Genomic DNA, 23508 nt, shown 5'->3' with positions numbered 1-23508 from the left:
GGCCGGGGATGCACAATTTTTCACCGATTGCCTCATCGTTGTGCGATCGATCCCCGTGGCCTGCCCGGGATCTGGCCCAGACGGGCTAATCCATGGGCAGAATGACGATCGGTGAAAATGTTCCCGGTCAAGCTTGCCTGGCATAGTCCTTGAATAGCGGCTTCCAACCGCGGGCCATCCCGAGCCTGCGGACGATCCGGGCCGGGTCGTCCTGCAAGTCGGGTGACGGCAACGGTTCCCAGGGACTTCGAAGGGGGCGTCGCCCATGAAAATCGTGATGGCCATCATCAAGCCGTTCAAGCTCGAGGAGGTGCGCGACGCGCTCACCGGTATCGGCGTCCATGGCCTGACGGTGACGGAGGTGAAGGGCTATGGCCGGCAGAAGGGCCACACCGAGATCTACCGCGGCGCGGAATACGCGGTCAGCTTCCTGCCCAAGCTGAAGATCGAGGTCGCCGTCGCCTCCGACCTGACATCGAGCGTCATCGACGCCATCGCGGGAGCCGCCCGCACCGGCCAGATCGGCGACGGCAAGATCTTCGTGATGCCGCTGGAGAAGGCGGTGCGCATCCGGACCGGCGAGACCGACGCCGACGCCCTCTGATCCGCGGCCCGGCGCGCCCGGGCCTGCAGAGTCTCAGACCTCCTGAACCAACACGGATTTAAGACCGGGAGCCACGTGCCCATGAAACTTCGTCACGCCCTCATGCTCGGCTTGGGAGGGGCGGCCATCGCCGCCCTCCTGATCGAGCCATCCCTCGCCCAGACGCCGACTCCGGAAGCCGCGTCACCGCCGCCGTCGCCGATCCCCAACAAGGGTGACACGGCCTGGATGCTGATCTCGTCGGCCCTGGTGCTGATGATGAGCATCCCGGGCCTCGCGCTGTTCTACGGCGGCCTCGTGCGCACTAAGAACATGCTGTCGGTGCTCACTCAGGTGTTCGCGATCGTGTCGATCGTCGGCCTGCTCTGGGTGTTCTACGGCTATAGCCTCGCCTTCACCAACGGTGGCGGCCTCAACGACTTCGTGGGCGGCCTCTCGAAGGCGTTCCTGAAGGGCATCGACGCCAATTCGACCGTGGCGACCTTCTCGAACGGCGTCGTGATCCCCGAATACGCCTATCTGTGCTTCCAGATGACGTTCGCCATGATCACGCCCGCGCTGATCGTCGGCGCCTTCGCCGAGCGGATGAAGTTCTCCGCGCTGGTGGTGTTCACGATCCTCTGGGTCACGGTCATCTACTTCCCGATGGCCCACATGGTCTGGTACTGGGCCGGCCCGGATGCCGTCGGCAACGCCGCGAAGGCGCTGGCCGCCGCCACCGACGACGCCTCGAAGGCGACCGCCCAGGCGGCCCTCGACGCGGTCAACAAGGATGCGGGCTTCCTCTTCCAGAAGGGCGCCCTCGACTTCGCGGGCGGCACCGTGGTCCACATCAACGCGGGTATCGCCGGCTTCGTCGGCTGCCTGATCATGGGCAAGCGCATCGGTTACGGCCGCGATCTCCTCGCCCCGCACTCCCTGACCATGACCATGATCGGCGCCTCGCTCCTGTGGGTCGGCTGGTTCGGCTTCAACGCCGGCTCGAACCTCGAGTCCAACGGCACCGCCGCGCTGGCCATGCTCAACACCTTCGTGGCGACCTGCGCCGCCGCGGTGGCGTGGCTGTTCGCCGAGTGGGCGCTCAAGGGCAAGCCGTCGCTGCTCGGCATGCTCTCGGGCGCGGTCGCCGGCCTCGTCGCCGTCACCCCGGCCTCGGGCTTCGCCGGTCCGATGGGCTCGATCGTGCTGGGCCTCGTCGCCGGCGTGGTCTGCTTCGTGATGTGCTCCACCGTGAAGAACGCCCTCGGCTACGACGATTCGCTGGACGTCTTCGGCGTCCACTGCATCGGCGGCATCCTGGGCGCGCTCGCGACCGGCATCTTGGTCGACCCGAACCTCGGCGGCGTCGGCATCCCCGACTACACCTCCAAGCCGGGCGAACTGGCGGTCGGCGCCTACGACATGATGAGCCAGCTCATCATCCAGGCGGAGGCCGTCGGCCTGACGCTCCTGTGGTCGGGCCTCGGCTCGGCGATCCTCTACAAGCTCGTCGACGTGACGATCGGCCTGCGTGTCACGCAGGAGGAGGAGCGCGAGGGCCTCGACATCGCCGATCACGGCGAGCGCGCCTACAACTACTGAGACGGACGGCGCGGCCCTGCGGGGCCGTGCCTCCCGAACGGAAAGACCCCGGCTCCGCGTGGGCCGGGGTCTTTCATGTCTGGGCCTCCGGCGGCGGTGCCGTGCATCAAGATCGCGCGCGACTCTCAGGCCACCGCGCGCTTCTCGATCACGCGCGTCTCCACCACGTCCGCGGGCTCGTAGAACCACCGCCCCATCGCTCCGGCGGTCATCGCCCCGAGGATCGGCGCCAGCCAGAACAGCCAGAGCTGCGTGACGTAGGCGCCGCCCGCGATCAGGGCCGGACCGGTGCTGCGAGCCGGGTTGACCGAGGTGTTGGTCACCGGGATCGAGACGAGGTGGATCAGGACCAGGGCGAAGCCGATGGGGATCCCGGCGAAGCCGACGGCCGCACCCTTCGAGGTCGTGCCAACGATGATGAACACGAAGAAGAACGTCGTCATGAACTCGGTGACGAGGCAGGCCGTGAGGCTGTATTTGCCGGGGCTGAGATCGCCGTACCCGTTCGCCGCGAATCCGTTCGGGATCCAGCCGGCCTTGCCGGCTGCGATCGTGTAGAGCACCCCTGCCGCGAGGATCGCCCCGATCACCTGGGCGGCGATGTAGGGAAGCACGTGCCGGTTCGCGCACCGCTTCGCCGACCAGAGGCCCAGCGTCACCGCCGGATTGAAGTGTCCGCCCGAGATGTGCCCGACCGCGTAGGCCATCGTCAGCACGGTGAGGCCGAACGCGAAGGCCACGCCGAGGAAGCCGATGCCGAGTTCCGGAAAGGCCGCCGACAGGATCGCCGCCCCGCATCCGCCGAAGGTGAGCCAGAAGGTGCCGAACAGCTCGGCGGTCGCCCTGCGCATCGTGTCGTGATCCATGGCGGGACCTCTCGATTTCTGGTTTGGGGGAACGTGTTCCTGATCTCTGGCTCGTAAGAGGCGCTTTCCGCAGCGCGATATTTAATCTTTGCTGTATTGGTTCGATCGATGGGTTTGAATACTGCACGGTTTCGGTGTGGATTCAACCCGTGCGCGTGCACCCGCACGGGCGCTCCGTGCACTGCATCGTGAGCACATTCGACGTCTTGGTCAGGTTGCGCGATGCCGGCAGCGGCAGGTCGTGCCGCGCGTGGGGCACCTCTCGGACCGGAGGGCTGGCCCAGTCAGGGTCCGCCGCCGCGACGGGCGCACCGTGAAGCGGGGCTCCAGGTCCTGTCGCGGATCCTGACGGATCACGGCCGCCGGTTCGTGGATGCGCGGGGCTCGCTTTGGCGCGTCCCGCCGCGATGCGAACCCCGGCCGTCGGGGAAAGGCGTCGCTCTCGACGCCGTCAGGCCCCCGTCACGCCGCCCGCGTCAGAGCCGCCTTCTCTTCCGCGAACGCCCAATCGAGCCAGGGCGTCAGCGCTTCGAGATCCGCCGTCTCGACCGTCGCGCCGCACCAGATCCGCAGCCCGGCCGGCGCGTCGCGATACGCGCCGATGTCGAGGGCGACGCCCTCGCGCTCGAGGCGCTCCACGATCCCCGCCGCGAAGGCCGAGACGGCCGCATCGCCGCGGGTGAGCACGTCCGGGTCGGCGATCACGAGGCAGACGCCGGTGTTCGAATAGGTGGCGGGGTCGACGGCGAGGGGCGCGATCCAAGGGGTACGCGCGACCCAGTCGTAGATCACCCGGGCGTTGGCGTCGGCCCGCGCGTGGAGCGCGCGCAAGCCGCCGATCCGCTCCGCCCAGGCCAGGGTGTCGAGGTAATCCTCGACGGCCAGCATCGAGGGCGTGTTGATCGTGTCGCCCTTGAAGATGCCCTCGATCAGCTTGCCGTCCTTCGTCAGGCGGAAGACCTTCGGCAGCGGCCAGGCCGGCACGTGGCTTTCCAGGCGCGCCACGGCGCGGGGCGAGAGGACCAGCATGCCGTGTGCCGCCTCGCCGCCCATCACCTTCTGCCAGGAGAACGTCACGACATCGAGCTTGTCCCAGGGCAGTGGCTGCGCGAAGGCCGCCGAGGTGGCGTCGCAGATCGTCAGGCCCTCGCGGTCGGACGCGATCCAGTCGCCGTCCGGCACCTTCACCCCGGCCGCCGTGCCGTTCCAGGTGAACACCACGTCGCTGCGCTTCGTGTCGATCGCCGCAAGATCCGGCAGCACGCCGTAGGGAGTCTGGTGGATGCGCGGATCGATCTTGAGTTGCTTGAGGGCGTCGGTCACCCACTCCTTGCCGAACGCTTCCCAGGCCGCGACTTCGACGGGCTTCGGCCCGAGCATCGTCCACATCGCCATCTCGACGGCGCCGGTGTCGGAGGCGGGCACGATGCCGATCCGGTAGTCGGCGGGCACCTGCAGGACCGTGCGCGTCAGGTCGATCGCCCGGCCGAGCTTGGCCTTGCCGAGGGGCGAGCGGTGCGACCGGCCGAGGGCGGCGTCGACCAGGACGGACGGGGTCCAGCCCGGACGCTTGGCGCAGGGGCCTGAGGAGAAATGGGGCACGCGCGGTCGCTGCGTGGGGCGGCTGGTCATGTCGGATCCATCCTTGCAGATGGGCGCTCCTCGGTGGGGAGGAGTTCCCGGATCCGCGCATGCGCCCAAACCGGCCGGCTTGCAAGCGTCTGTCCCGCAAGCAGTCTTCGCCGCTTGACCCTGCCCGGGACAGCCTGTCCGGAGGCCGGGAACAGTCGATTAATCGCGAGCCGTTACCCTTAATGCTGTACCGTGTTGCGTTTGAGGTACGCTTATGACTCTTCCCAGCGCCGCGATATTGGCGGTTTGGTCCGCGTTGCTTGTGGTTATCGGTGCGTTAACGGCCAGCCTCGCCTTCGCGAGCCGACTCGAACGCCCGGTGCCGCAGCCGCTGCTGCTCGACCCGTTGGATTACGATCTCGACGGCCCGGTGATCGATCTGGAGGCCGCCTGATCGGAGGCTCCGGGCAGATCCGGCCGCCGCTCGGCGGTGAGCCGCTCGGCCTCCGCCCGCCGCCAGCGGGCGATGGCGGCATGGTTGCCCCCCGAGAGCACGTCCGGGATCGGCCGCCCCTCCCAGTCGCGGGGCCGGGTGTAGTGGGGGTATTCGAGGAGCCCGCCCTCGAAGCTCTCCTCGACGCCCGATTGTGCCTTGCCCATCACCCCGGGCAGGAGCCTGACGCAGGCGTCGAGCACCGCGAGGGCGGCGATCTCGCCGCCGGAGAGGACGTAGTCGCCGATCGACACCTCCTCCAGGCCGCGCCCGGCGATCACGCGCTCGTCCACACCCTCGAACCGGCCGCAGACGATCAGCACGCCCGCTCCGTTGGCCAGGGCACGGACCCGCGCCTGGCTCAGCGGCCGGCCGCGGGGGGACATCAGCAGCCGGGGACGCGGGTCGTCGTCCCCCGTCGCGGCGTCTATGGCGGCGGCCAGCACGTCGCAGCGCAGCACCATTCCGGCGCCGCCGCCGGCGGGGGTGTCGTCCACCGAGCGGTGACGGCCGAGCCCGTGCTCGCGGATGTTGCGGGCCTCCAGGCTCCAGTCGCCCCGGGCGAGGGCATCGCCCGAGAGCGACAGGCCGAGGGGTCCCGGAAACATCTCCGGGTACAGGGTGAGGATCGTGGCCCGCCAGGGCGTTTCCGCGCGCGTCATGGCGCTTGATCGCGCGCGGGGTGCGGCACGGTCAACGGTGCGGGCACCGTTCGGCCCCGCGGCGGGTTGTCGGCGATGATCCGGCGCGCACTCCTCCTCACCGCCCTGCTGGCGGGACCGGCCCTGGCGGCGGGGTCTCTGTCACCTCCGGGCGCCCCTGCGGGGGCATTCCCGAAACCCGACCGGCCGGTGGCCGAGATCGTGGCACCGCAATGGTCGTCGGAGGCCGCGCGCGACAAGGCCGGCGAATTCGATGCGGTCGCCCGCGGGATGGGCATCGCCCCCGGCGAGACGGTGGCCGATATCGGCGCCGGCAGCGGCTATTACGTGATGCGCCTGAGTCCCCGGGTCGGACCGGGCGGCAGGGTCCTGGCCGAGGACGTCACCCCCGCCTACCTGACGAGCCTGGAACGGCGGGTGACAGGCCTCGGCAACGTCACCGTGGTGCGGGGCCAGCCGCACGACCCACGCCTGCCCCCGGCTTCCGTAGATGCCGCGATCCTCGTGCACATGTACCACGAAATCGCCCAGCCCTTCGGGCTCCTCCACAATCTCGCCCCGGCGATGCGTCCGGGCGGCCGGATCGGCATCGTCGACGCGGACGACATCCCCTCCCGACACGGCACGCCGCCGGCACTCCTGCGCTGCGAGCTGGCCGCTGCGGGCTACCGGGAGACGGGATTCCAGCCCCTGAACGGGGGCGCCTATCTGGCGGTGTTCGCGGCGCCCGCCCCCGAAGACCGACCGAGCCCGTCCTCGATTCGCCCGTGTCGGGACGCCGCGACGCCGCGCTGAGCGGCTCCGATCCCGGAGCGGGATGCCCCGAGCCGCCTCAGCCAGGATCGTCGGCCGGCTTCTCGCCCGCCGGCGCGAAGAAGTCGTCCGGCAGGACCACGGTCACGCGCGCCTGCGCCAGATCCAGGACCGGCACGAACGCTTTGGTGAATGGCAGGAGGGCGGTCGCGCCGCCGGCGGCGGGGCGCAGTTCGAGCAGGTCGCCGCCGCCGTAATTCGGCACCGCGACGACCGTTCCGACGACGGTCCCGGCCTCGTCCACGGCCGTGGCCCCGAGGAGGTCGGCGGCATAGACCTCGTCGTCATCCTCGGGCTTCGCGAGGCGGTCGCGGGGGACGAACAGCGCGACGCGGTTGAGGGCCTCGGCGGCGTTGCGCGCGCTGACGCTGGTCACCCGGGCGATCAGCATGTCGGGCGACGACCCCGGCGCCGTGCGCACCGTCGACAGCGTGACCGTGCGTCCGTCGGAGGTCAGGAGCGGGCCGTAGCCGGCGATCGCCAACGGGTCGGCGGTATAGGATTTCAGCCGGACTTCGCCGTTGAGCCCGTGAGCCCGCCCGAACTCGCCCAGGAGGACGAGGTTCGGGTCGGAGGCCGCGGGTTGCGGTGCCGGCTTCTGGGCCGGCGCCTTGGGCGATGTCGCGGCGTCGGGCGCGATCGCGCCGATCGCCGCATTCAAGCGGCCACGGCGGCCGCCGTCGCGGGGGGAGGGACCTGCGGGGCGGCGCGCCATGATCGAGGCGCCTTACGCGGCGGCGTCCTCGGCGGGCGCGGTGGCCTTCTCGGCCCGCTTGGCGGCGCGCTCCTTGGCCTTCTCGCCGGGCTCGGCCTTCTGCGGGTTGTTGCGGGTCGGGCGCTTGGCGAGGCCGGCCTGATCCAGGAAGCGCAGGACGCGGTCGGTCGGCTGCGCGCCCTTGGCGAGCCAGCCCTGGATCTTCTCGTTGTCGAGCACGATGCGGGCCGGATCGTCCTTGGCCTTCATCGGGTCGTAGGCGCCGACCTTGTCGATGAAGCGGCCGTCGCGCGGGGCGCGGGCATCGGCGACGACGATACGGTAGTAGGGGCGCTTCTTGGCGCCGCCGCGGGTGAGACGGATCTTGAGGGCCATGACTTAGGACTTTCTCTCGGTGTCGGTCGCCGACTCGTGCGTCGCCGCGATCGACTGGTGGTGCCGGATGACCTCCTTGACCACGAAGGCCAGGAACTTCTCGGCGAAATCGGGGTCGAGATTGGCGTCGACCGCGAGCTTGCGGAGCCGGGCGACCTGACGGGCCTCCCGGTCCGGATCGGAAGGGGGGATCCCCTTTCGGGCCTTCAACTCGCCGACCCGCTGCGTGCAGCGGAAACGCTCGGCGAGGAGATGGATCAGCGCCGCATCGAAATTGTCGATGCTGTCGCGCAGGCGTGCCAGTTCGGGATCTACGGCTTGAGCGGAGAGGAGGCTCATTTCTTCTTCCCCGGCATGAACCCGCCGAGACCCGGAAGCTTCGGACCGCCGAGGCCGGGAAGACCCGGCATCTTGGGCATCCCGCCCCCGCCCAGGCCCGGCGGCATCGGAGGCAGCTTGCCGCCGAACTGCTTCTCGAGCTGCGCGATCTGCTCCGGCGTCGGCTCCGGCATGCCGGGGGGAAGGCCGGGCATGCCGCCCATCCCGCCGCCGCCCAGGCCGAACATCGAGCCGAGCGCCTGCCCGATCCCGCGCTTGCCCTGGCCCATCGCCTTCATCATGTCGGCCATGGTCCGGTGCATCTTCAGGAGCTTGTTGATCTCCGAGACGTCGACCCCCGAGCCCGCCGCGATGCGCTTCTTGCGGCTGTTCTTGAGGAGGTCGGGGTTCTTCCGCTCCTGCGGGGTCATCGACGAGATGATCGCCCGCTGGCGCTTGAACATCTTCTCGTCGAGGTTGGCGCCCTCGACCTGCTTCTTGATGGCGCCCATGCCGGGCAGCATGCCCATCAGGCCGCCGATGCCGCCCATCTTCTCCATCTGGCCGAGCTGCATGGACAGGTCTTCGAGATCGAACTTGCCCTTGCGCATCTTCTCCGCGGTGCGGAGCGCCTGCTCGTGGTCGATGGTCTCGGCCGCCTTCTCGACGAGGGAGACGATGTCGCCCATGCCGAGGATGCGGTTGGCCACGCGGGCCGGGTGGAACTCCTCCAGCGCGTCGACCTTCTCGCCGACGCCGACGAGCTTGATCGGCTTGCCGGTGACGGCGCGCATCGACAGGGCCGCGCCGCCGCGGGAATCGCCGTCCATCCGGGTCAGGACGATGCCGGTGACGCCGAGGCGCTCGTCGAAGGCGCGGGCGGTGTTGACCGCGTCCTGGCCGGTCAGCGCGTCGGCGACCAGCAGCACCTCGTGGGGCCGGGTCGCGGCCTTCACCTCGGCGGCCTCGGCCATCAGGGCCTCGTCCACGGTGGTGCGGCCGGCGGTGTCGAGCATGACCACGTCGAAGCCGCCCAGCCGCGCGGCATCCATGGCGCGCTTGGCGATCTGCACCGCCGACTGTCCGGCGATGATCGGCAGGGACTCGACGCCGACCTGCTTCGCCAGGACCGCGAGCTGCTCCATGGCGGCCGGGCGGCGCGTATCGAGGGAGGCGAGCAGGACCTTGCGCTTCTCGCGGTCGGAGAGGCGCCGCGCGATCTTGGCGGTGGTGGTGGTCTTGCCCGAGCCCTGCAGGCCGACCATCAGGATCGGCACCGGGGCGGGGGCGTTGAGGTCGACCGTCTCGGCATCGGTGCCGAGCATCGCCACGAGCTCGTCGTTGACGATCTTCACGACCATCTGGCCGGGCGTCACCGACTTGAGCACGACGGCGCCGACGGCCTTCTCCTTCACCCGGTCGGTGAAGCCGCGGACCACCTCCAGGGCGACGTCGGCCTCCAGCAGGGCACGGCGCACCTCGCGCATGGCGGCGGTGACGTCGGCCTCGGTGAGCGCGCCGCGGCGCGTCAGTCCCGAGAGGATGCCGGAGAGGCGGTCGGACAGGCCTTCGAACATGATTCTGAAGTCCCGCCGTTACTGTTCGAGGCCGGCGCGCTCGACGCGGCGCGCCTGGAGGGCGGCCTCGAAGCTGCGCAGGGCGCTCGCGAACTTGTCCCGGCAATCCGGGTTGCAGAATCCCACCACGGCGCCGTTGTAGAGGGTCAGCGAATCGGCCGAGATCGGCTTGCCCGACCAGGGGCAGGTCTCGTTGATCGCGTCCTCGATGTTCAACGCTTCTTGCTCTCGCGTCATGCGGATGCCTCGCCCGGCGGGTCCCGTCGCCGCGGATCGGCCCAACGCCCATCGCGCCCGAGGGCGCGGACGCGCTGTCGGGCGTTGACCTCCGGCCTCTGGGGACCGGTCGGCTTGGAACGGGTCGATCTGCAACGGATCGGGAGGGCGGGGCGTAGCCGCACCCGGGCGGAAAGTCAATTTTTCGCCGGGGTGCCGGTCCGCTGCGCGAGCCCGAAGCCCGGAATTGGGTCAGCGGGCGGAGTTAACTTTTACCGATCGTTAAGCATGTTGGGATTGTCTTCGGTCCGTATTCGCTCAGGACGCCCGCCGATGTCGGAACCCGCCCGCTCTCTCACGCCGCCGGAGTCCGGCAACTTTCCTGCGACCGGTCCGCTGCGCGACTGGCTTGCGGCGATGAAGGCCCAGGCGCCGTCGGAGCTGCGCGTCGAGGCGCGGCCCGAGGAGCCCCTGCCGGAACCCAAGCGGGTTCGCGCCGGCGACGCGGCGTGGTCGCCCCGGGTCGTGCAGCCGGCCGAGGCGCCCCGGGCTGCGATCGAGGATCCCGACATCGCCGAGCTGATGGCCGAGAACCTGATGCTCAAGGCCAAGCTCCGGGTCGAGGCCGAGCGCCAGGACGAGCTGCAGGCAATTCTTGCGGATGAGATCCGAATCCTCCGCGAGCACATCCGGGAGGAGATCGGCTCGCTCGAGGATCTGCGGGCCGAGCAGGAGGAGATCCGCATCGAGCGCGACGAGTTCCGCGGCGAGCGGGAGCGGTTCCGGATCGAGCGCGAGGAGATGCGGGCCGAGCGCGACCGGGCGGTCGCAGAGCGCGATGCGCTGCGGTCCGAGCGGCTCGCTCTGGCGGGCGAGCGCGACGTCCTGCGCGAGGAGCGTGACCTGTGGCGCGCCCGGACGGAGGCGCTGGCCCAACCGCTGTTCCAGGCCCAGCGTCGCTGACGGCCGGCCGAAACCGCACCCTGAAATGCCGAAGGGCCACCCGAGAGGGTGGCCCTTCCATTGCCGAACCGTGTCGTCCGGCGGAACCGTCCCGAGATCGGGTCTCTGACGCGTCTTAGAGCGACGCGCCGGAGGCGACGGTCCAGGTCCGATGAGCCGAGACACACGGCTGATGACAATGAGACACTGGATCACCTCCTTTCGTTGGTTGCGGATGACGCGAAGGTAGGTGGCCGCGCCGGGCTTGTGAAGTCCCGGGCCTGCGCCCGTTTGTCCTCCCCCGGCCGGCGCTTTCCCGCTCCTTCCCCGGGGCGTATGACGGGCGTCCCGATGGCAGCCCGAACCGCCTTGACCGCGTCCCTCGCCGATCCGCCGCCTGTCGCCGACGAGGCCGCCCTCGACCCCGATGCGATGCGCCAGCCCCTGGGCAATGCATGGTACTGCGTGGGGCAGTCCCGAAGCCTCGGCCGGTCGGGGGGCCGGCTGGCCGGGACGTCGGGCCTGCGGGCCGTGGCCCTGAACGGGGAGCAGATCGTGCTGGGCCGCGCCCCCGACGGCACGCCCTTCGCGTTGCGCGACCGCTGTCCCCACCGCGGCATGGCCCTGTCGAAGGGCCGCTTCGACGGGGACACGCTCATGTGCCCGTTCCACGGCTGGCGCTTCGGCACCGACGGACGCTGTCGCGACGTGCCGACCCTGTCGGAGCACGATGTCGCCGACTTCTCCCGCATCCAGGTCCAGCGCTTTCCCGTTCGCGAGAGCGCCGGCTTCCTCTGGGTGAACCCGCATCTGGGCTCCGCCGCCGGAGATGTGCCGGCGGTTCCGGAGCTGGATTTCGAGCCGGCCGGGTCCCTCGTCGTCGAACTGGAGGTCGAGGCCTCCTTCGACCTCACGACCCTGAGCCTCGTCGATCCCGGTCACGTCGCCTTCGTCCACGATTCCTGGTGGTTCCGCCCCTCGAAGCAGCTCCGCGAGAAGGTGAAGACCTTTCAGCCGGTGCCGCACGGCTTCGTCATGACGAGCCACGCGACCACGACGAGTTCGCCGGTCTACCGGCTGCTCGGCGGGGTGCCCGAGGTCGAGATCGAGTTCCGCCTGCCGGGGGTGCGCCTGGAGCGCATCCGCGCGGGGGAGAAGTGTGTGGCGAACTACACCTTCGCGACGCCGCTGACGCCGGATCGGACGCTGCTCACGAACGTCCTCTACTGGAGCATGCCGGTCCTGAACCTGCTCAAGCCGATCGCGCGTCCGCTGATGCGCCAGTTCCTGACCCAGGACCAGCAGGTGCTCCAGCACGCCCAGGATGGGCTCGACCGCAAGCCCACCATGGTCCTGTTCGGCCAGGGTGACCTGCCGTCGCAATGGTATTTCCGGCTCAAGCGCGAGGCGCTCGAATCGGCCCGCGACCGGCGTCCCTTTGCCAATCCGCTGGAGCGCCGCGAGCTGCGCTGGCGCTCCTGACCGGAGGCCCGGCGTCACCCTCGGACGCCGAATGTAAGACGTTATTAACCATAGCGAGACCAATCTTCCCGGCAGATTACTTCTCCTTGAGACGCTTCGCGCCGATGCCTCGCTTCTTCATCGACCTGCACGACGGCTCACAGCCGATCCACGATGAGGTCGGGTTCGACCTGCCGGACCTGCCGGCGGCCCGCGCCAAGGTGACCCGGATCATGTCGGCGATCGCCCGCGACATGCTGCCGGATGTCGAGCGGCAGGATTACGTCGCCTGCGTCCGCAACGGAGTCGGCAAGGTGGTCTACCGGGCGCGCCTGTCGCTCGCCGCCGAGCTGGTCGAATAAGCCCGACCGCGTCCCGGCACGCCTGAGGCGCCCCGCCGCGCCGCCCGGGCGCTTGACCGGGACGCGCTTCCTGCCATCTCCGGTCCATGAAACGGCGCAGCCTGCTCACGGTCGCGAGTGCGGCCACGGTGATGACGCTCGGCGGAGTCGGCTATGCCGCGCATCGGCGCGGCCGAAATCCCTATTACCGCGGGCCGACCTCCGATCATTTCGACGGCCTGCGCTTCTTCCTGCCGGATCAGGCCACCGACAAGTCGCTGCCTGACGTGCTGCGCTGGCAGGCCAAGCGGCAGCGCGAAACCTGGCCGAAGAGCGTTCCCAGCCCCTATCCGGCCGATCGTCCGCCCGAGCGCGTCGCCGGCCTGAGGGTCGTGCTGATCGGCCATGCGAGCTACCTCGTGCAGGTCGCCGGCCGCAACATCCTCATCGATCCGGTCTTCGCCAAGCGCGCGAGCCCGGTCCGCTTCGCCGGTCCCAAGCGCGTCAACCCGCCGGGCATCGCCTTCGCCGACCTGCCCCCGATCGATGCGGTCCTGATCACCCACAATCACTACGACCATCTCGACGGGCCGAGCCTTGCCCGGATCTGGCAGGCGCACCAGCCGCTGATCGTCGCGCCGCTCGGCAACGACGCGATCCTGCGCGGCTACGACGACACGATGCACGTGGAGACCCGCGACTGGGGGCAGTCGGTCGATCTCGGCGACGGCCTGCAGGTCCACCTGACGCCGGCGAACCACTGGTCGGCGCGGGGCGTCAACGACCGGCGGATGGCGCTGTGGTGCGCCTTCGTGATCACCTCGCCCCGCGGCGTGCACTACCATGTGGGCGACACCGGCTTCGGCGATGGCGCGCTCTTCCGCGACATCCGAGCCCGTTTCGGCCCGCCCCGGCTCGCGACCCTGCCGATTGGCGCCTATGAGCCGCGCTGGTTCATGCAGGCGCAGCATGTGAACCCGGACGAGGCGGTGGCCGCCTTCGCGCTGCTCGGCGGCGAGCAGGCCCTCGGGCACCATTGGGGCACGTTTCAGCTCACCGACGAGGGCGTCGAGCGTCCCGCGGAGGCGCTGTCGGCCGCGCTCTTCGACGCCGATATCCCGGCCGAACGGTTCGTGGCCCTGAGGCCCGGCCAGGTCTGGCAGGCGTGAACGCCCCGGCCGCCGGGCTCCGGCGGTTGGGCACGATGCGTGCATCATACTGTATGCAGCATGAGGTCACGGCCCGGGCAGCGCCGCGGCGCGCCTGAGGGCGAGGGCGCTCCGTGCAGCGCATCCGCTTTCAGCCGAGAGACATGATGGACCCGATCAAGCCGACACGCCGCTCACTGATGGCCGGGGGCGTCGCCCTGGCCGCGTTCGGGGCGGCGGGCCGGGCCGGCGCGCAGGGCGCGGCCCCCGGCACCCTGACCTACGGCATCTCGATGACCGATCTGCCGCTCACCACAGGCCAGCCGGACCGGGGCGCGGGCGGATACCAATTCACCGGCCTGACCCTCTACGATCCCCTGGTCGCCTGGGAACTTGATGTCTCGGACCGGCCTGGCAAGATGGTGCCCGGTCTCGCCACCGCGTGGGAAGCCGATCCGGCCGATCCGAAGGTCTGGACGTTCCACCTGCGGGAGGGCGTGGCCTTCCACGACGGCTCGGCCTTCGATGCCGACGCGGTGATCTGGAACTTCGACAAGGTGCTGAACAAGGAGGCACCGCATTTCGACCAGCGGCAGGCGGCTCAGGTCCGCCCCCGCCTGCCCGGGGTCGCGAGCTACCGGAAGCTCGACGCCAAGACCATCCAGGTCATCACGAAAAGCCCGGACAGCCTGTTCCCCTACCAGATGCTCTGGTTCCTGATCTCCTCGCCGGCGCAGTACGAGAAAGTCGGCAAGGACTGGGCGAAGTTCGCTTTCGAGCCCTCGGGGACGGGGCCGTTCCGGATGGGACAGCTGGTGCCGCGGGTGCGCCTCGAATTGCTGCCGAACGCCGGTTACTGGAACCCGAAACGCGTCCCGAAGCTCGCGAAGCTGACCCTCACCTGCGTGCCGGAGGATCTCGCCCGGGTGAACGCGCTCCTGTCGGGCAGCGTCGACCTGATCGAGGCGCCGGCGCCCGATGCGGTCCCGCGCCTGAAGGCCGCGGGCATGCGGGTCGTGGGCAACGACACGCCCCATGTCTGGAACTACCACCTGTCGATGCTGGAGGGGTCGCCCTGGCGCGACCTGCGCCTGCGCAAGGCCGCCAACCTCGCCATCGACCGCGCGGGCGTCGTCGAGCTGATGGGCGGCCTCGCGCAGCCGGCGGTTGGGCAGGTCCAGGAATCGAGTCCGTGGTTCGGTAAGCCGGGCTTCAAGATCAAGACCGACGTCGACGCGGCGCGCAAGCTCGTCGAGGAGGCCGGCTTCTCGGTGAAGAACCCCGTGAAGGCTACGATCCTGATCCCGACCGGCGGCACCGGGCAAATGCTGTCGCTGCCGATCAACGAATTCGTGCAGCAGAGCCTGGCGGAGGTCGGCATCCAGGTCGAGTTCAAGACCGTCGAACTGGAAGTGGCCTACACGGCGTGGCGCCAGGGCGCCGCGGATCCGAGCCTCAAGGGCGTGAGCGCCGGCAACATTGCCTATGTCACCTCCGACCCGTTCTACGCGATCCTGCGCTTCTACGATTCGCGGCAGATCGCACCGAACGGGGTGAATTGGAGCCACTACCGCAATCCCGAGGTCGATGCCCTCTGCGACAAGGTGAAGGCGAGCCTCGACGTGACGGAACAGAACAAGCTGCTGGCCCGCATCCACGAGATCGTCGTCGACGACGCCGTGCAGGTCTGGGTGGTCCACGACACCAACCCGCATGCCCTGTCGCCGCGGGTGAAGAACTATGTCCAGGCACAGCACTGGTTTCAGGATCTGGCGACGCTGGCCTGATCCGCTCGGACCCGTCTCGCCCGGAAGTGGGAGACGGACGGGTGAACAAGATGATCGCGAAGACCCGGCCGGGTCTTCGCGCAGGACGGCGAGTCCCGGGCAGCCGGCCAACCGACGCCGTGCGGGCCGCCGATCTTTCCGACGTCCCCCGGGGCCGCCTCCATTGCGATTGCTGCACCGCAGCGAATCGCGTTCGGTCCAGACGGCCAGAGTGCGGGCCTCCGAACCCGCGGCGAGGACGCAGTCCGACGCCGTGGATGCCAGCCTTTCGAACCGATGTGCGGCGTCGCAAGGAGTTGAAGCCACCGACTTGGTATGATCAGGCGGCGCTTGGACACGCTTCCGACGTCCTGCGCGTCGTGTGTCGGCCGGATCTCGCCCGATGATGCCGGTTGGAATTCCTGCCTGCGTGATTCGATGACGACCGCCGATCCATGTGCTGGTGTGGCTTCCGAAAGGCTATCGACGCGCCGTTCGCCCTCCGCCGACAGGGGTACCACCAGCGTCACCGGCCGAGCCCGGTCACCCCGCCCCTGACGCGACAGCCCCAGGACGCACCGAGCCGCCCGCATCGGCTCATTTCGCACTTGCAGCACGCCACCTCGATGACTAGGAAGTTCGGGCAGCATTTTTTAGGAGCATTTGGCAATGACCCTTCGTTTCATCAGTGGGTTCGCGGCAGTGACCCTGGCGGTGTGCGGCCTGTCTGTCCCGGCCGCCCTGGCCAAGCCGGCAAGCGGCACCAGCGCCGTCAAGATGATCGACACCGACAACGACGGCACCGTCGACCTGAAGGAAGTAGAGGCGGTTGCCTCCGCGACCTTCGACCGGCTGGAGAAGGATGCCGACGGCACCCTCGATACCCGCGAGCTGAAAGGTCGCCTCAGCCAGGCTGGTGTGAAGCAGGCCGATCCGGACAGCGACGGCACCCTCGACAAGAAGGAATACCTCGCGGCTGTCGGCGAGCGCTTCAAGCTGGCCGATCCGGACGGCGACGGCACGCTGGATGCCAAGGAGCTGAACTCGAAGGCCGGCAAGTCGCTGCTCGCCCTCATCAAGTAAACCCGACCCGGCGGTCCGTAGGAGCGCGAACGAGCAAGGCCCCCGCGACAACATCGCGGGGGCCTTGTTGCGTATCCGGCGGTCCTCCAGCTCCTCTACAGGCTGCAGATTTCTGGACGCTGCATCTAAAAGTTGAATTTTGATCGCGTCTCGAGCCTGACGGTCCAGGCGTGATCGTTGCCACGCCCCCGTCGCTGCCTTGGCGTGTGGCTTAGGATGGCGACGTCGTGGGGCACCCGACTTCTCGGGCGCCTGTCAGCCGAAATTCACCTGTGTGACGCGCGCTTGGCGGAAGGTCGGGCGTGGTGAACAGGGCGCGAGCTGCGACGCTCGACCGCTCATTCGGGACGTGCTGACGCAGTTGACGGTCCGCAACCTGTGGGTGCAACCTGAGGGAGGTTGAGGGACCGACACGATGCGCAATAACCGATCCGGGGACGGAGCGAATACGATTCAACCGGCAGGTACGAGCGCCATCACCGATGCGTCGCGGGAGACTGGGGCGGGACGGCCGGTGGGTGACGGGCACGGGGCGACGGTCGGTGCCGAGAGCGACGCTCAGGCCGTCGATCCGGATCCCGGTTCGGCGGATCTGCTCGGTGAGATCGGCGACAGTCTGCTGATCGCCTATGGCCTCGCGGCGAAGGACGGTGACCCGCTGACCCTCGCCCTCATCGGCAAGGCCCTGTTGCACACCGGGCGGAGACTGGCGCGCGGGATGTCGCCCGCCGAGGCCGGCATACCCTGTCACTGACGCGTCGGCCGCGCCTCCAGCGCAGCCCGGTCCAGGAAGGCGCGCAGATACCGGCCGACGGCTTCGGCGCGCTCCACGGCCAGCAGATGCGCGGCGCGGGGCAGGACGAGGAGTTCGGCCTGGGCGATGCCGCCGCAGATCTCCTCTGCCATGGCCGGGGGCGTCGAGGGATCGTCGCGGCCGGCGATCACCAGGGTCGGGGCTGCGATGGCAGGCAGGGCCGGCCGTAGATCCATGCGCCCGATCGCGCCGCAGCTCACCGCGTAGCCGACCGGATCGCAGGCGATGAACCGCTCGCGGACGGCCTGGATCGCCGCGGGATTGTTCCGCGCGAAATCCGCCGTGAACCAGCGCCCCAGCGTCGCCTCGACCACGGCCGCGGTCCCCTGAGCGCGGACGGTCGCGGCGCGCTCGTTCCAGCTCTGCGCGCTCGGCATGTAGGCGGCCGTCGCCATCAGAGTCGCGCTGAGCGCGCGACCGGGTTCGGCGCTCGCAAGAGCCTGCACGGTCATGCCGCCCAGCGAGAGACCGACCAGGTGGGCGCGGCCGATTCCGAGGGCGTCGAGCAGGCCCGCGAGGTCTCGGGCCAGGTCCACCACCTCCGTCGGCCGGTCGCGGGTCTCGGAGCCGCCATGGCCGCGCGTGTCGTAGCGCAGCGTGCGGAAGTGCCCGGCGAGCGCGGGGAGAACCCCATCCCACATCTCCAGGGTCGCACCCAGGGAGTTCGAGAACGCGACCACGGGTGCGTCCCCGGGGCCTTCGAGGAGATAGCGGAACCCGATTCCCCCGACATCGATCTGTGGCATGCTGTTCACTCCGGTCCGTGGCTTTCAGGGGTGGGACGCCGGCAGGAAGCAGGTGCCGGCGCGAGTGGGTCTGCGCCAGCGCGTGATCATCACGCGCTCAAACAGGCCGGCCGTCCCGACAGGATCGGCGCCTGCATCCTCGAACTCGGCCCGCTTCGCGCGCCGGATGTCTTGGAGGTGCGCTTGTCGAAGGTTTCGATGATGGAGGGCATCGCGAACTCCCCGACGGCTTCGTCGCTCACGCGCGGCCCAGGGATATGAAGCCCCATCCGCGCTCGTGCAGCTAGTACAGAAGCGTCTTCGTCGCAGTCTCGGTCGAGGCGATCGAGCCGGCGATCAGGACGGTCCCTGTGAATAGATAGGACAGCAGCGTGTCGAGACTTCCGACGACGCGCAAGCTCACGGCTTTGGCGATCGAGCGGACGCGATACTCCCCGGGCGGCGGTCGGCTGTTTCCCGGGGATGGGGCGGCGATGGGCTGACATATCGTCGGCGTGCAGGCGGCCTCCCTCAGATCCATCCGAGACAAACGCGCGGCGGCGCGACCGGTCATGGCCGTCTCGCTGCCTCCGCCCCACCCCGGGATGACGATGCCGCGAGCCGTCCGGCATGGGCGCGGATCGGCGCGCCGGGTCCAACATGGGTCAATGCGCGCGCCGATGAAGCGCTCGACAACGGCGGCTGCAAATCAGGAGGGTACGAGCGATGCACGAACCTTCGATCGACAACGCCGAAATCCGCCCGGCGGAATTCTGGGAGTCGGTTGCCGGGCTGGTGACCGCCAAGGTCGAGCCGGTGATCGGCCGCGGCGACAGGGAGCGGCGCCCGGTGATCGATTACCTGCGCGACCTGGAAGCCCTCGCGCGCCGCGAGTGCGGCAGCCGCGAGACCGTCCAGATCATCGCCTCGGGACGGCGGCTTCTCGGCGACCGCAGTGAGATCGGACCGTCGGATGGTCCGCTCTTGCACGCCTGAGCACGGAAGGCCGGGGCCGAACCCGGCTCGTCCGCACGCTTCAGGGCGGCCCGGGTCTCAGCACCCGAACGGTGGCGGCGCGCGCCGTTCGCGACCGGAACAGGAAGATCAGGCTCGCGACCGCCCAGGCCGCACAGGTCGGGGCCACCCATTGCTGCAGGTTGGGCAGCGACCACCCGTACAGGAACTCGGCGCCGAGATGCGCCTGCACGGCATCCCAGCCGGCATGCTTGATGTCATGCTCCCGCTGGCCGGCCTCGCGGCCGTAATAATAGGTCGACACGACCAGGGCCGCGATACCTTCCGGGCGGGGGCTGCGCAGGAGGATCAGCGCGGCCGCCATGCCGACGGTCTCGAGGATCGCCGTCATGGCATGGCTCATCGCCGGATTCGCGACCATGAAGGCGACGAGCGTTCCGAGCATGGGCGGCGTTTACACCAATCCGGACGCTGCGTCTGCGGCGGCCCGCCCCGGGGGCCGGCGGAGCGCTATCGAGGAAGCGGGACCGGACGATCGGAGCAGCACCATGACCGACGCCTACGACCTCGGACGCTTCGTCGCCGCGCAGGACGGGGTCTACGACCGCGCCCTGGTGGAGCTGAAGGCTGGCGCGAAACGCAGCCACTGGATGTGGTTCGTCTTTCCGCAGATCGCCGGGCTGGGCGCGAGCCCGATGGCGCAGCGTTACGCGATCGGATCCCTGGGGGAGGCCGAGGCCTATGCGGCGCATCCGGTGCTGGGCGCGCGCCTGCGTGCCTGCACGGCGGCGGTCAACGCCGTCGCGGGGCGGTCGGCCCACGCGATCTTCGGATCGCCCGACGACCTGAAGTTCCGCTCCAGCATGACGCTGTTCGCCCGCGCCGTGCCCGGGGAGCCGCTCTTCGCCGAAGCGCTGGCACGCTACTTCGACGGCGCCCCCGATCCGCGGACGCTGGCGAAGCTCGGGGCGGCCTAGCGGCTCACCGCCCCCACAGGCCGACGCGCTCCGCGCGGGCCTGCTCCTCCGCGCCGAGGAGGTCCGGCGGCGCATCCTCCGACGCCCGCGCCCCGCCCGCCGCCAGGATCAGCCCGGCGAGATCGTCGCCCTCGATGCGGCATCGGGCCGTCGCCCCGTCGGCGATCCCCGTGCAGACCACCTCGCGGCGGCGCAGGTAGCTGGCGAGCTGGCGGGCGAGATGCCCGCGCTCACCGACGACGCCGAGAAGGTGGACGACGCGCCCGCGCAGGTTCAGCGTGCCGGTGTCGATCACATCCGGCACGCCGCGGATCTCGCCGGCCGCGACGGGCTCCGCCGCGGGCGTTGGCGCCCGGGCCGGCTCGGCCCGCTCCGCCGAGGGGCGGGGCTTGCCCTTCGCGAGCTTCTCCGCGGCGCGCTGGACGAAGTCGTGGAAGATCCCGGCCGGCATCTCCCCGCCGAACATGCGGTTCATCGGGCTGTCGTCGTCGTTGCCGACCCAGATTCCGACCACGAGGTCGGGGGTCATCCCGACGAACCATGCATCGCGAAAATCCTGGCTCGTCCCGGTCTTGCCGCCGATGATCTGGCCCGGCACCCGCGCGGCGCGGCCGGTGCCGGATTCCACCACCGCCTGCAGCGAATCGAGCATCATGGTGCGCGGCCCCTGCGCCAGCGTCGAGCCCGGCGCCGGGTCCGTGCGGACGTAGAGCGGCTGCGGCGCCCCGCCCCGGATCGCCTGGATTCCGTAGGCCTGGAGCGGGGTTCGCCCGGACAGGACCGAGCCGTAGGCACGGGTCATCTCCAAGAGGCTGACCGCGCCGGAGCCGAGGACGAGGCTCGGCACGTTCGGCAGGTCCGACTGGATCCCGAGCCTGCGCGCGGTGGCGATCACCGCCGGAATACCGACTTCCTGTCCGAGCTGGGCGGCGACCGTGTTGATCGAGAGCGCGAAGGCGGTCCGCAGGGGCACCGAGCCGCGGTAGCGCCCGTCGTCGTTCTCGGGCTCCCATTCGCCGATCTGGACCGGGCGATCGACGAGCACCGAGTCCGGCGTGTAACCCTTCTCGTAGGCGGTCAGGTAAACGAGGAGCTTGAACAGCGAGCCGGGTTGCCGCTTGGCCTGGACGGCGCGGTTGAACTGGCTGTCCTCGTAGTCGCGGCCGCCCACCATGGCGAGGATCGCCCCCTCCTTCGACAGGACCACCATGGCGGCCTGGCCGACCTTGCGGCGGGCGCCGTCCTTGTCGAGGCGGCGGGCGACGACACCCTCGGCGAGGCTCTGCAGGTCGAGGTTGAGGGTCGAGCGCACCGTCATGTCGCCGTCGGTGCCGGCGAGGCGCTTCACGTCACCCGCGATCACGTCGAGGAAGTAGTTGGTGCCGGGCGGCGCCTCAGGGGGTGATTTCAGGGTCACGCTCTGCTTGCGCGCCGCATCCGCCTCGGTCTGCGTGATCGCGCCGGACTCGACCATGGCCTGGAGCACCACATCGGCCCGCTCCTTGGCGCCGCCGAGGTTGCGCGTCGGGGCGAGCTGCGAGGGCGCCCGCACCAGCCCGGCGAGCATCGCCGATTCCGGCAGGTTCAGGGCCTTGGCCGGCTTGCCGAAATAGCGTCGCGCCGCCGCGTCGGCCCCGTAGGCGCCGGCGCCGAAATAGGCGGAATCGAGGTAGCCGAGCAGGATCGCGTCCTTGCTCATGGTCGATTCGACCCGCAGCGCCAGGATGGCCTCCTGCACCTTGCGCCAGAGCGTCTTCTCCTGGTTGAGGGAGATCAGCCGGACATATTGCTGGGTGATCGTCGAGCCGCCCTCGCGCACGCCGCCGCCGCGGAAATTGCGCCACGCCGCCCGGACGAGGCCGCGGAGGTCGATGCCCCAGTGGCTGTAGAAGCGCCGGTCCTCGATCGCCACGATCGCCTGGGCGAGGTGCGGCGGCAGGTCGGCGGCGGTGAGCTTCTGGCCGCGGAAGCTGCCGCGGGTGGCGAAGACCCGGCCGTCATCGGCCTCCACGGTGATCGCCCGCTGGCCGGTCTCGACCACGGCGCCGCCGAGCGGCGGCAGGGTCACGAGCGCGGCGATCAGGAACAGCGCGAGCGCCAGGACCGGCAGCAGGATCACGGCGCCGGCGACGAGAAGGGCGGGGCGCCGCCCGAGGCGAGCGAGGGCCGGCGGCCGCCAGCGACGCCGCACCCGCGGCTCGACGGCCGGGCGGCTCGGATCGACCGGTGCGGCCGGACGGGTCGCGCGCACTCGGGCCAGACGCTCGGCCGCGCCTGCGGAGACGCTCCGGCCAAGGCGCGCGACGCCGAGCCCGGCGGCGGCGATCAATGCCCAGAGGTGACGCAGCAGGTCGCGGGCCGCGCGCCCTGCCTCCCGGGCGGCGAGGCGCGGGTCGGGGCTCTCGGTGGCAGGCACCGGCCTCGTCGAGTTCGGCTCGTCGGCCGGGGCGCGTTCCGGCGCGTCGGGCGTCATCGCGTTGCGGGTTCCGGGACCGGCCCTTCCGGTCGAGGGCGTCTTCTAAGCCGCATCCGATCCCGTGTCCCCCACTTGTGACGACGCAGACGGACCGGCAGGCCGATCGCGCCGCGACCGTGTGGATCGGGCCACGGAGTTCGAGCCGGCGTCCGGTCCGCTTCAGCGGCCGAGCGGCGGGGTCGGTCCCGCGGCCGGCCCGTACCGGCTGCGCAGCTTGAAGGCCAGGATCAGGAGCAGCACGCCGAAGGCGAAGGTGTAGGATCCGATCCACCACGTCAGCACCAGGGCCGACATGCCCGGCTCGAGGATCAGGGCGACCCCGAACAGGATCGAGACGAGGCCGCCGAGGACCAGCCACCACCGCCCGTAATGGAGGTGCAGGCGGAAAGCCGCCGCGATCATCAGGCCGCCGGTCACCAGCGCCCATACGGCGAGCAGGAGCACGAAGGCCCAGACCGCCGCCGCCGGCACGAGAACCGCGGCGACGCCCACGATGATATCGACGAGGCCTTCGATCAGCATGAAGCCCCAGCGCTCGTGCCGCTGCGCGGCCCGGACCGCGCCCACGATGGCGATGACGCCGTCGGCGAACATGTAGGCGGCGAAGAACAGCACCAGGGAGAGCACGAACGCCCCGGGCGCGATGAACGCGATGGCGCCGAACAGGATCGCGACGACCCCGCGCAGGGCCACGAGCCACCAGTTCCGCGCGAGCGCGGCGCTCATGGCATCGAGGCGGGCGACACCGACGAGCGGGATGCCGGTGGGCGAGGTCGTGGAACCGGTGCCGGGTATGTGCGGCCTCGGGGATGGGCTGCTGGTCATGGCGGACTCCTGGGTCTTCGAGCCGAGAACGGCAAAGGTTCCGTGCGCAGAACGCCGCAGTGCGGCATGCGTTCCTGACCCGGGGGCGCCACGCATGGAACCTTGGACCGGCGACTGGCTTGTGCTGCCTGAGGCGGGCGATGCGACAAGCCCGGTCACCGACAGGTGGCCGGCCCATCGGGC

Annotated in this window: 27 protein-coding genes; 13 read left to right on the top strand and 14 right to left on the bottom strand. The window is 70.0% G+C overall.

The genetic code is table 11. The features are described from left to right. Nucleotides 1-265 precede the first annotated feature (265 nt). Together ACXJKQ_RS02240 and ACXJKQ_RS02235 are read left to right on the top strand one after the other, a co-directional pair. Complete coding sequence (locus ACXJKQ_RS02240) at nt 266-604, top strand: P-II family nitrogen regulator (protein WP_010683623.1); 339 nt, start codon at nt 266-268, stop codon at nt 602-604. Between the two features lie 81 nt (nt 605-685). After that, nucleotides 686-2185 (top strand): ammonium transporter, encoded by a 1500-nt coding sequence (locus ACXJKQ_RS02235; RefSeq protein WP_457104138.1) that lies wholly within the window; start codon nt 686-688, stop codon nt 2183-2185. A gap of 125 nt (nt 2186-2310) precedes the next feature. Here ACXJKQ_RS02235 and aqpZ read toward each other — a convergent pair whose 3' ends face one another. Together aqpZ and ACXJKQ_RS02225 are read right to left on the bottom strand one after the other, a co-directional pair. Then, complete coding sequence (gene aqpZ, locus ACXJKQ_RS02230) at nt 2311-3051, bottom strand: aquaporin Z (RefSeq protein ID WP_457104137.1); 741 nt, start codon at nt 3049-3051, stop codon at nt 2311-2313. Between the two features lie 462 nt (nt 3052-3513). Further along, on the bottom strand, nt 3514-4683 hold the full coding sequence (locus ACXJKQ_RS02225; RefSeq protein WP_457104136.1) for a phosphoserine transaminase: 1170 nt from the start codon (nt 4681-4683) through the stop codon (nt 3514-3516). A gap of 214 nt (nt 4684-4897) precedes the next feature. Between ACXJKQ_RS02225 and ACXJKQ_RS02220 the strand changes: the two genes are divergently transcribed. Beyond that, nucleotides 4898-5077, top strand: a complete 180-nt coding sequence (locus ACXJKQ_RS02220; protein WP_457104135.1) for a hypothetical protein — start codon at nt 4898-4900, stop codon at nt 5075-5077. On the opposite strand, the gene trmD is transcribed toward ACXJKQ_RS02220, so the two are convergent. After that, a complete protein-coding gene (trmD, locus tag ACXJKQ_RS02215; RefSeq protein WP_457104134.1) occupies nt 5035-5778 on the bottom strand; it encodes a tRNA (guanosine(37)-N1)-methyltransferase TrmD in 744 nt (247 codons plus the stop codon). The two genes, ACXJKQ_RS02220 and trmD, sit on opposite strands and share 43 nt — an antisense overlap. A gap of 75 nt (nt 5779-5853) precedes the next feature. Between trmD and ACXJKQ_RS02210 the strand changes: the two genes are divergently transcribed. Further along, the gene (locus tag ACXJKQ_RS02210) at nt 5854-6573 is read left to right on the top strand and encodes a class I SAM-dependent methyltransferase (RefSeq protein WP_457104133.1); all 720 of its coding nucleotides are present in this window, start codon (nt 5854-5856) and stop codon (nt 6571-6573) included. Between the two features lie 37 nt (nt 6574-6610). On the opposite strand, the gene rimM is transcribed toward ACXJKQ_RS02210, so the two are convergent. From rimM to ACXJKQ_RS02185, 5 genes are read right to left on the bottom strand one after another with little or no spacing between them, the layout of a single operon-like run. Further along, complete coding sequence (gene rimM, locus ACXJKQ_RS02205) at nt 6611-7306, bottom strand: ribosome maturation factor RimM (protein ID WP_457104132.1); 696 nt, start codon at nt 7304-7306, stop codon at nt 6611-6613. Nucleotides 7307-7318: 12 nt separating this feature from the next. Beyond that, nucleotides 7319-7681, bottom strand: coding sequence for a 30S ribosomal protein S16 (gene rpsP, locus ACXJKQ_RS02200; RefSeq protein WP_457104131.1), 363 nt, complete (start codon nt 7679-7681; stop codon nt 7319-7321). 3 nt (nt 7682-7684) lie between these two features. After that, a complete protein-coding gene (locus tag ACXJKQ_RS02195; RefSeq protein WP_457104130.1) occupies nt 7685-8020 on the bottom strand; it encodes a chorismate mutase in 336 nt (111 codons plus the stop codon). Then, nucleotides 8017-9576, bottom strand: coding sequence for a signal recognition particle protein (ffh, locus tag ACXJKQ_RS02190; RefSeq protein WP_457104129.1), 1560 nt, complete (start codon nt 9574-9576; stop codon nt 8017-8019). The genes ACXJKQ_RS02195 and ffh overlap by 4 nt, the downstream gene beginning before the upstream one ends. 18 nt (nt 9577-9594) lie before the next feature. Then, nucleotides 9595-9813, bottom strand: coding sequence for a glutathione S-transferase (locus ACXJKQ_RS02185; RefSeq protein WP_457104128.1), 219 nt, complete (start codon nt 9811-9813; stop codon nt 9595-9597). Between the two features lie 312 nt (nt 9814-10125). Here ACXJKQ_RS02185 and ACXJKQ_RS02180 point away from each other — a divergent pair, with 312 nt between their 5' ends. The 7 genes from ACXJKQ_RS02180 (at nt 10126) to ACXJKQ_RS02150 (ending at nt 17287) form a co-directional block, all read left to right on the top strand. Beyond that, nucleotides 10126-10755 carry an ATPase gene (locus ACXJKQ_RS02180; protein ID WP_457104127.1) on the top strand — a complete coding sequence of 210 codons (630 nt, stop codon included), beginning with the start codon at nt 10126-10128 and terminating at the stop codon, nt 10753-10755. A gap of 330 nt (nt 10756-11085) precedes the next feature. Beyond that, complete coding sequence (locus tag ACXJKQ_RS02175; protein WP_457104126.1) at nt 11086-12216, top strand: Rieske 2Fe-2S domain-containing protein; 1131 nt, start codon at nt 11086-11088, stop codon at nt 12214-12216. A gap of 104 nt (nt 12217-12320) precedes the next feature. Next, on the top strand, nt 12321-12557 hold the full coding sequence (locus tag ACXJKQ_RS02170) for a DUF6894 family protein (protein ID WP_457104125.1): 237 nt from the start codon (nt 12321-12323) through the stop codon (nt 12555-12557). An 86-nt stretch (nt 12558-12643) separates the two neighbouring features. Beyond that, nucleotides 12644-13705, top strand: coding sequence for an MBL fold metallo-hydrolase (locus ACXJKQ_RS02165; RefSeq protein WP_457104124.1), 1062 nt, complete (start codon nt 12644-12646; stop codon nt 13703-13705). A 146-nt stretch (nt 13706-13851) separates the two neighbouring features. Continuing rightward, nucleotides 13852-15471: an ABC transporter substrate-binding protein gene (locus ACXJKQ_RS02160; protein WP_457104239.1), complete on the top strand. Its 1620-nt coding sequence runs from the start codon at nt 13852-13854 to the stop codon at nt 15469-15471. Between the two features lie 648 nt (nt 15472-16119). Then, nucleotides 16120-16533, top strand: coding sequence for an EF-hand domain-containing protein (locus ACXJKQ_RS02155; protein WP_457104123.1), 414 nt, complete (start codon nt 16120-16122; stop codon nt 16531-16533). Nucleotides 16534-17047: 514 nt separating this feature from the next. After that, the gene (locus ACXJKQ_RS02150; RefSeq protein WP_457104122.1) at nt 17048-17287 is read left to right on the top strand and encodes a hypothetical protein; all 240 of its coding nucleotides are present in this window, start codon (nt 17048-17050) and stop codon (nt 17285-17287) included. Here the strand turns inward: ACXJKQ_RS02150 and pcaD are convergent. The 3 genes from pcaD to ACXJKQ_RS02135 all read right to left on the bottom strand — a co-directional run bounded on the left by pcaD (nt 17281) and on the right by ACXJKQ_RS02135 (nt 18646). Further along, a complete protein-coding gene (gene pcaD, locus ACXJKQ_RS02145; RefSeq protein WP_457104121.1) occupies nt 17281-18093 on the bottom strand; it encodes a 3-oxoadipate enol-lactonase in 813 nt (270 codons plus the stop codon). The two genes, ACXJKQ_RS02150 and pcaD, sit on opposite strands and share 7 nt — an antisense overlap. Before the next feature lie 89 nt (nt 18094-18182). Next, complete coding sequence (locus tag ACXJKQ_RS02140; protein WP_457104120.1) at nt 18183-18305, bottom strand: hypothetical protein; 123 nt, start codon at nt 18303-18305, stop codon at nt 18183-18185. A 71-nt stretch (nt 18306-18376) separates the two neighbouring features. Next, nucleotides 18377-18646: a DUF2061 domain-containing protein gene (locus ACXJKQ_RS02135; protein WP_457104119.1), complete on the bottom strand. Its 270-nt coding sequence runs from the start codon at nt 18644-18646 to the stop codon at nt 18377-18379. A 152-nt stretch (nt 18647-18798) separates the two neighbouring features. Here ACXJKQ_RS02135 and ACXJKQ_RS02130 point away from each other — a divergent pair, with 152 nt between their 5' ends. Continuing rightward, nucleotides 18799-19068 carry a hypothetical protein gene (locus ACXJKQ_RS02130; RefSeq protein WP_457104118.1) on the top strand — a complete coding sequence of 90 codons (270 nt, stop codon included), beginning with the start codon at nt 18799-18801 and terminating at the stop codon, nt 19066-19068. A 40-nt stretch (nt 19069-19108) separates the two neighbouring features. On the opposite strand, the gene ACXJKQ_RS02125 is transcribed toward ACXJKQ_RS02130, so the two are convergent. Beyond that, nucleotides 19109-19492, bottom strand: a complete 384-nt coding sequence (locus tag ACXJKQ_RS02125) for a hypothetical protein (protein WP_457104117.1) — start codon at nt 19490-19492, stop codon at nt 19109-19111. Nucleotides 19493-19595: 103 nt separating this feature from the next. On the opposite strand from ACXJKQ_RS02125, the gene ACXJKQ_RS02120 reads away from it, so the two are divergent. Next, nucleotides 19596-20024, top strand: coding sequence for a DUF1810 domain-containing protein (locus ACXJKQ_RS02120; protein WP_457104116.1), 429 nt, complete (start codon nt 19596-19598; stop codon nt 20022-20024). 4 nt (nt 20025-20028) lie between these two features. Here the strand turns inward: ACXJKQ_RS02120 and ACXJKQ_RS02115 are convergent, their stop codons facing one another. Beyond that, nucleotides 20029-22497, bottom strand: coding sequence for a PBP1A family penicillin-binding protein (locus ACXJKQ_RS02115; RefSeq protein ID WP_457104115.1), 2469 nt, complete (start codon nt 22495-22497; stop codon nt 20029-20031). A 162-nt stretch (nt 22498-22659) separates the two neighbouring features. Then, nucleotides 22660-23325: an HdeD family acid-resistance protein gene (locus tag ACXJKQ_RS02110; protein ID WP_457104114.1), complete on the bottom strand. Its 666-nt coding sequence runs from the start codon at nt 23323-23325 to the stop codon at nt 22660-22662. Nucleotides 23326-23508: the final 183 nt, after the last annotated feature.

The sequence above is a fragment of the Methylobacterium sp. P5_C11 genome, from assembly GCF_054049775.1.
The sequence above is the reverse complement of the archived record's forward strand: the minus strand, read 5'-3'. Positions and strand labels throughout refer to the sequence as shown.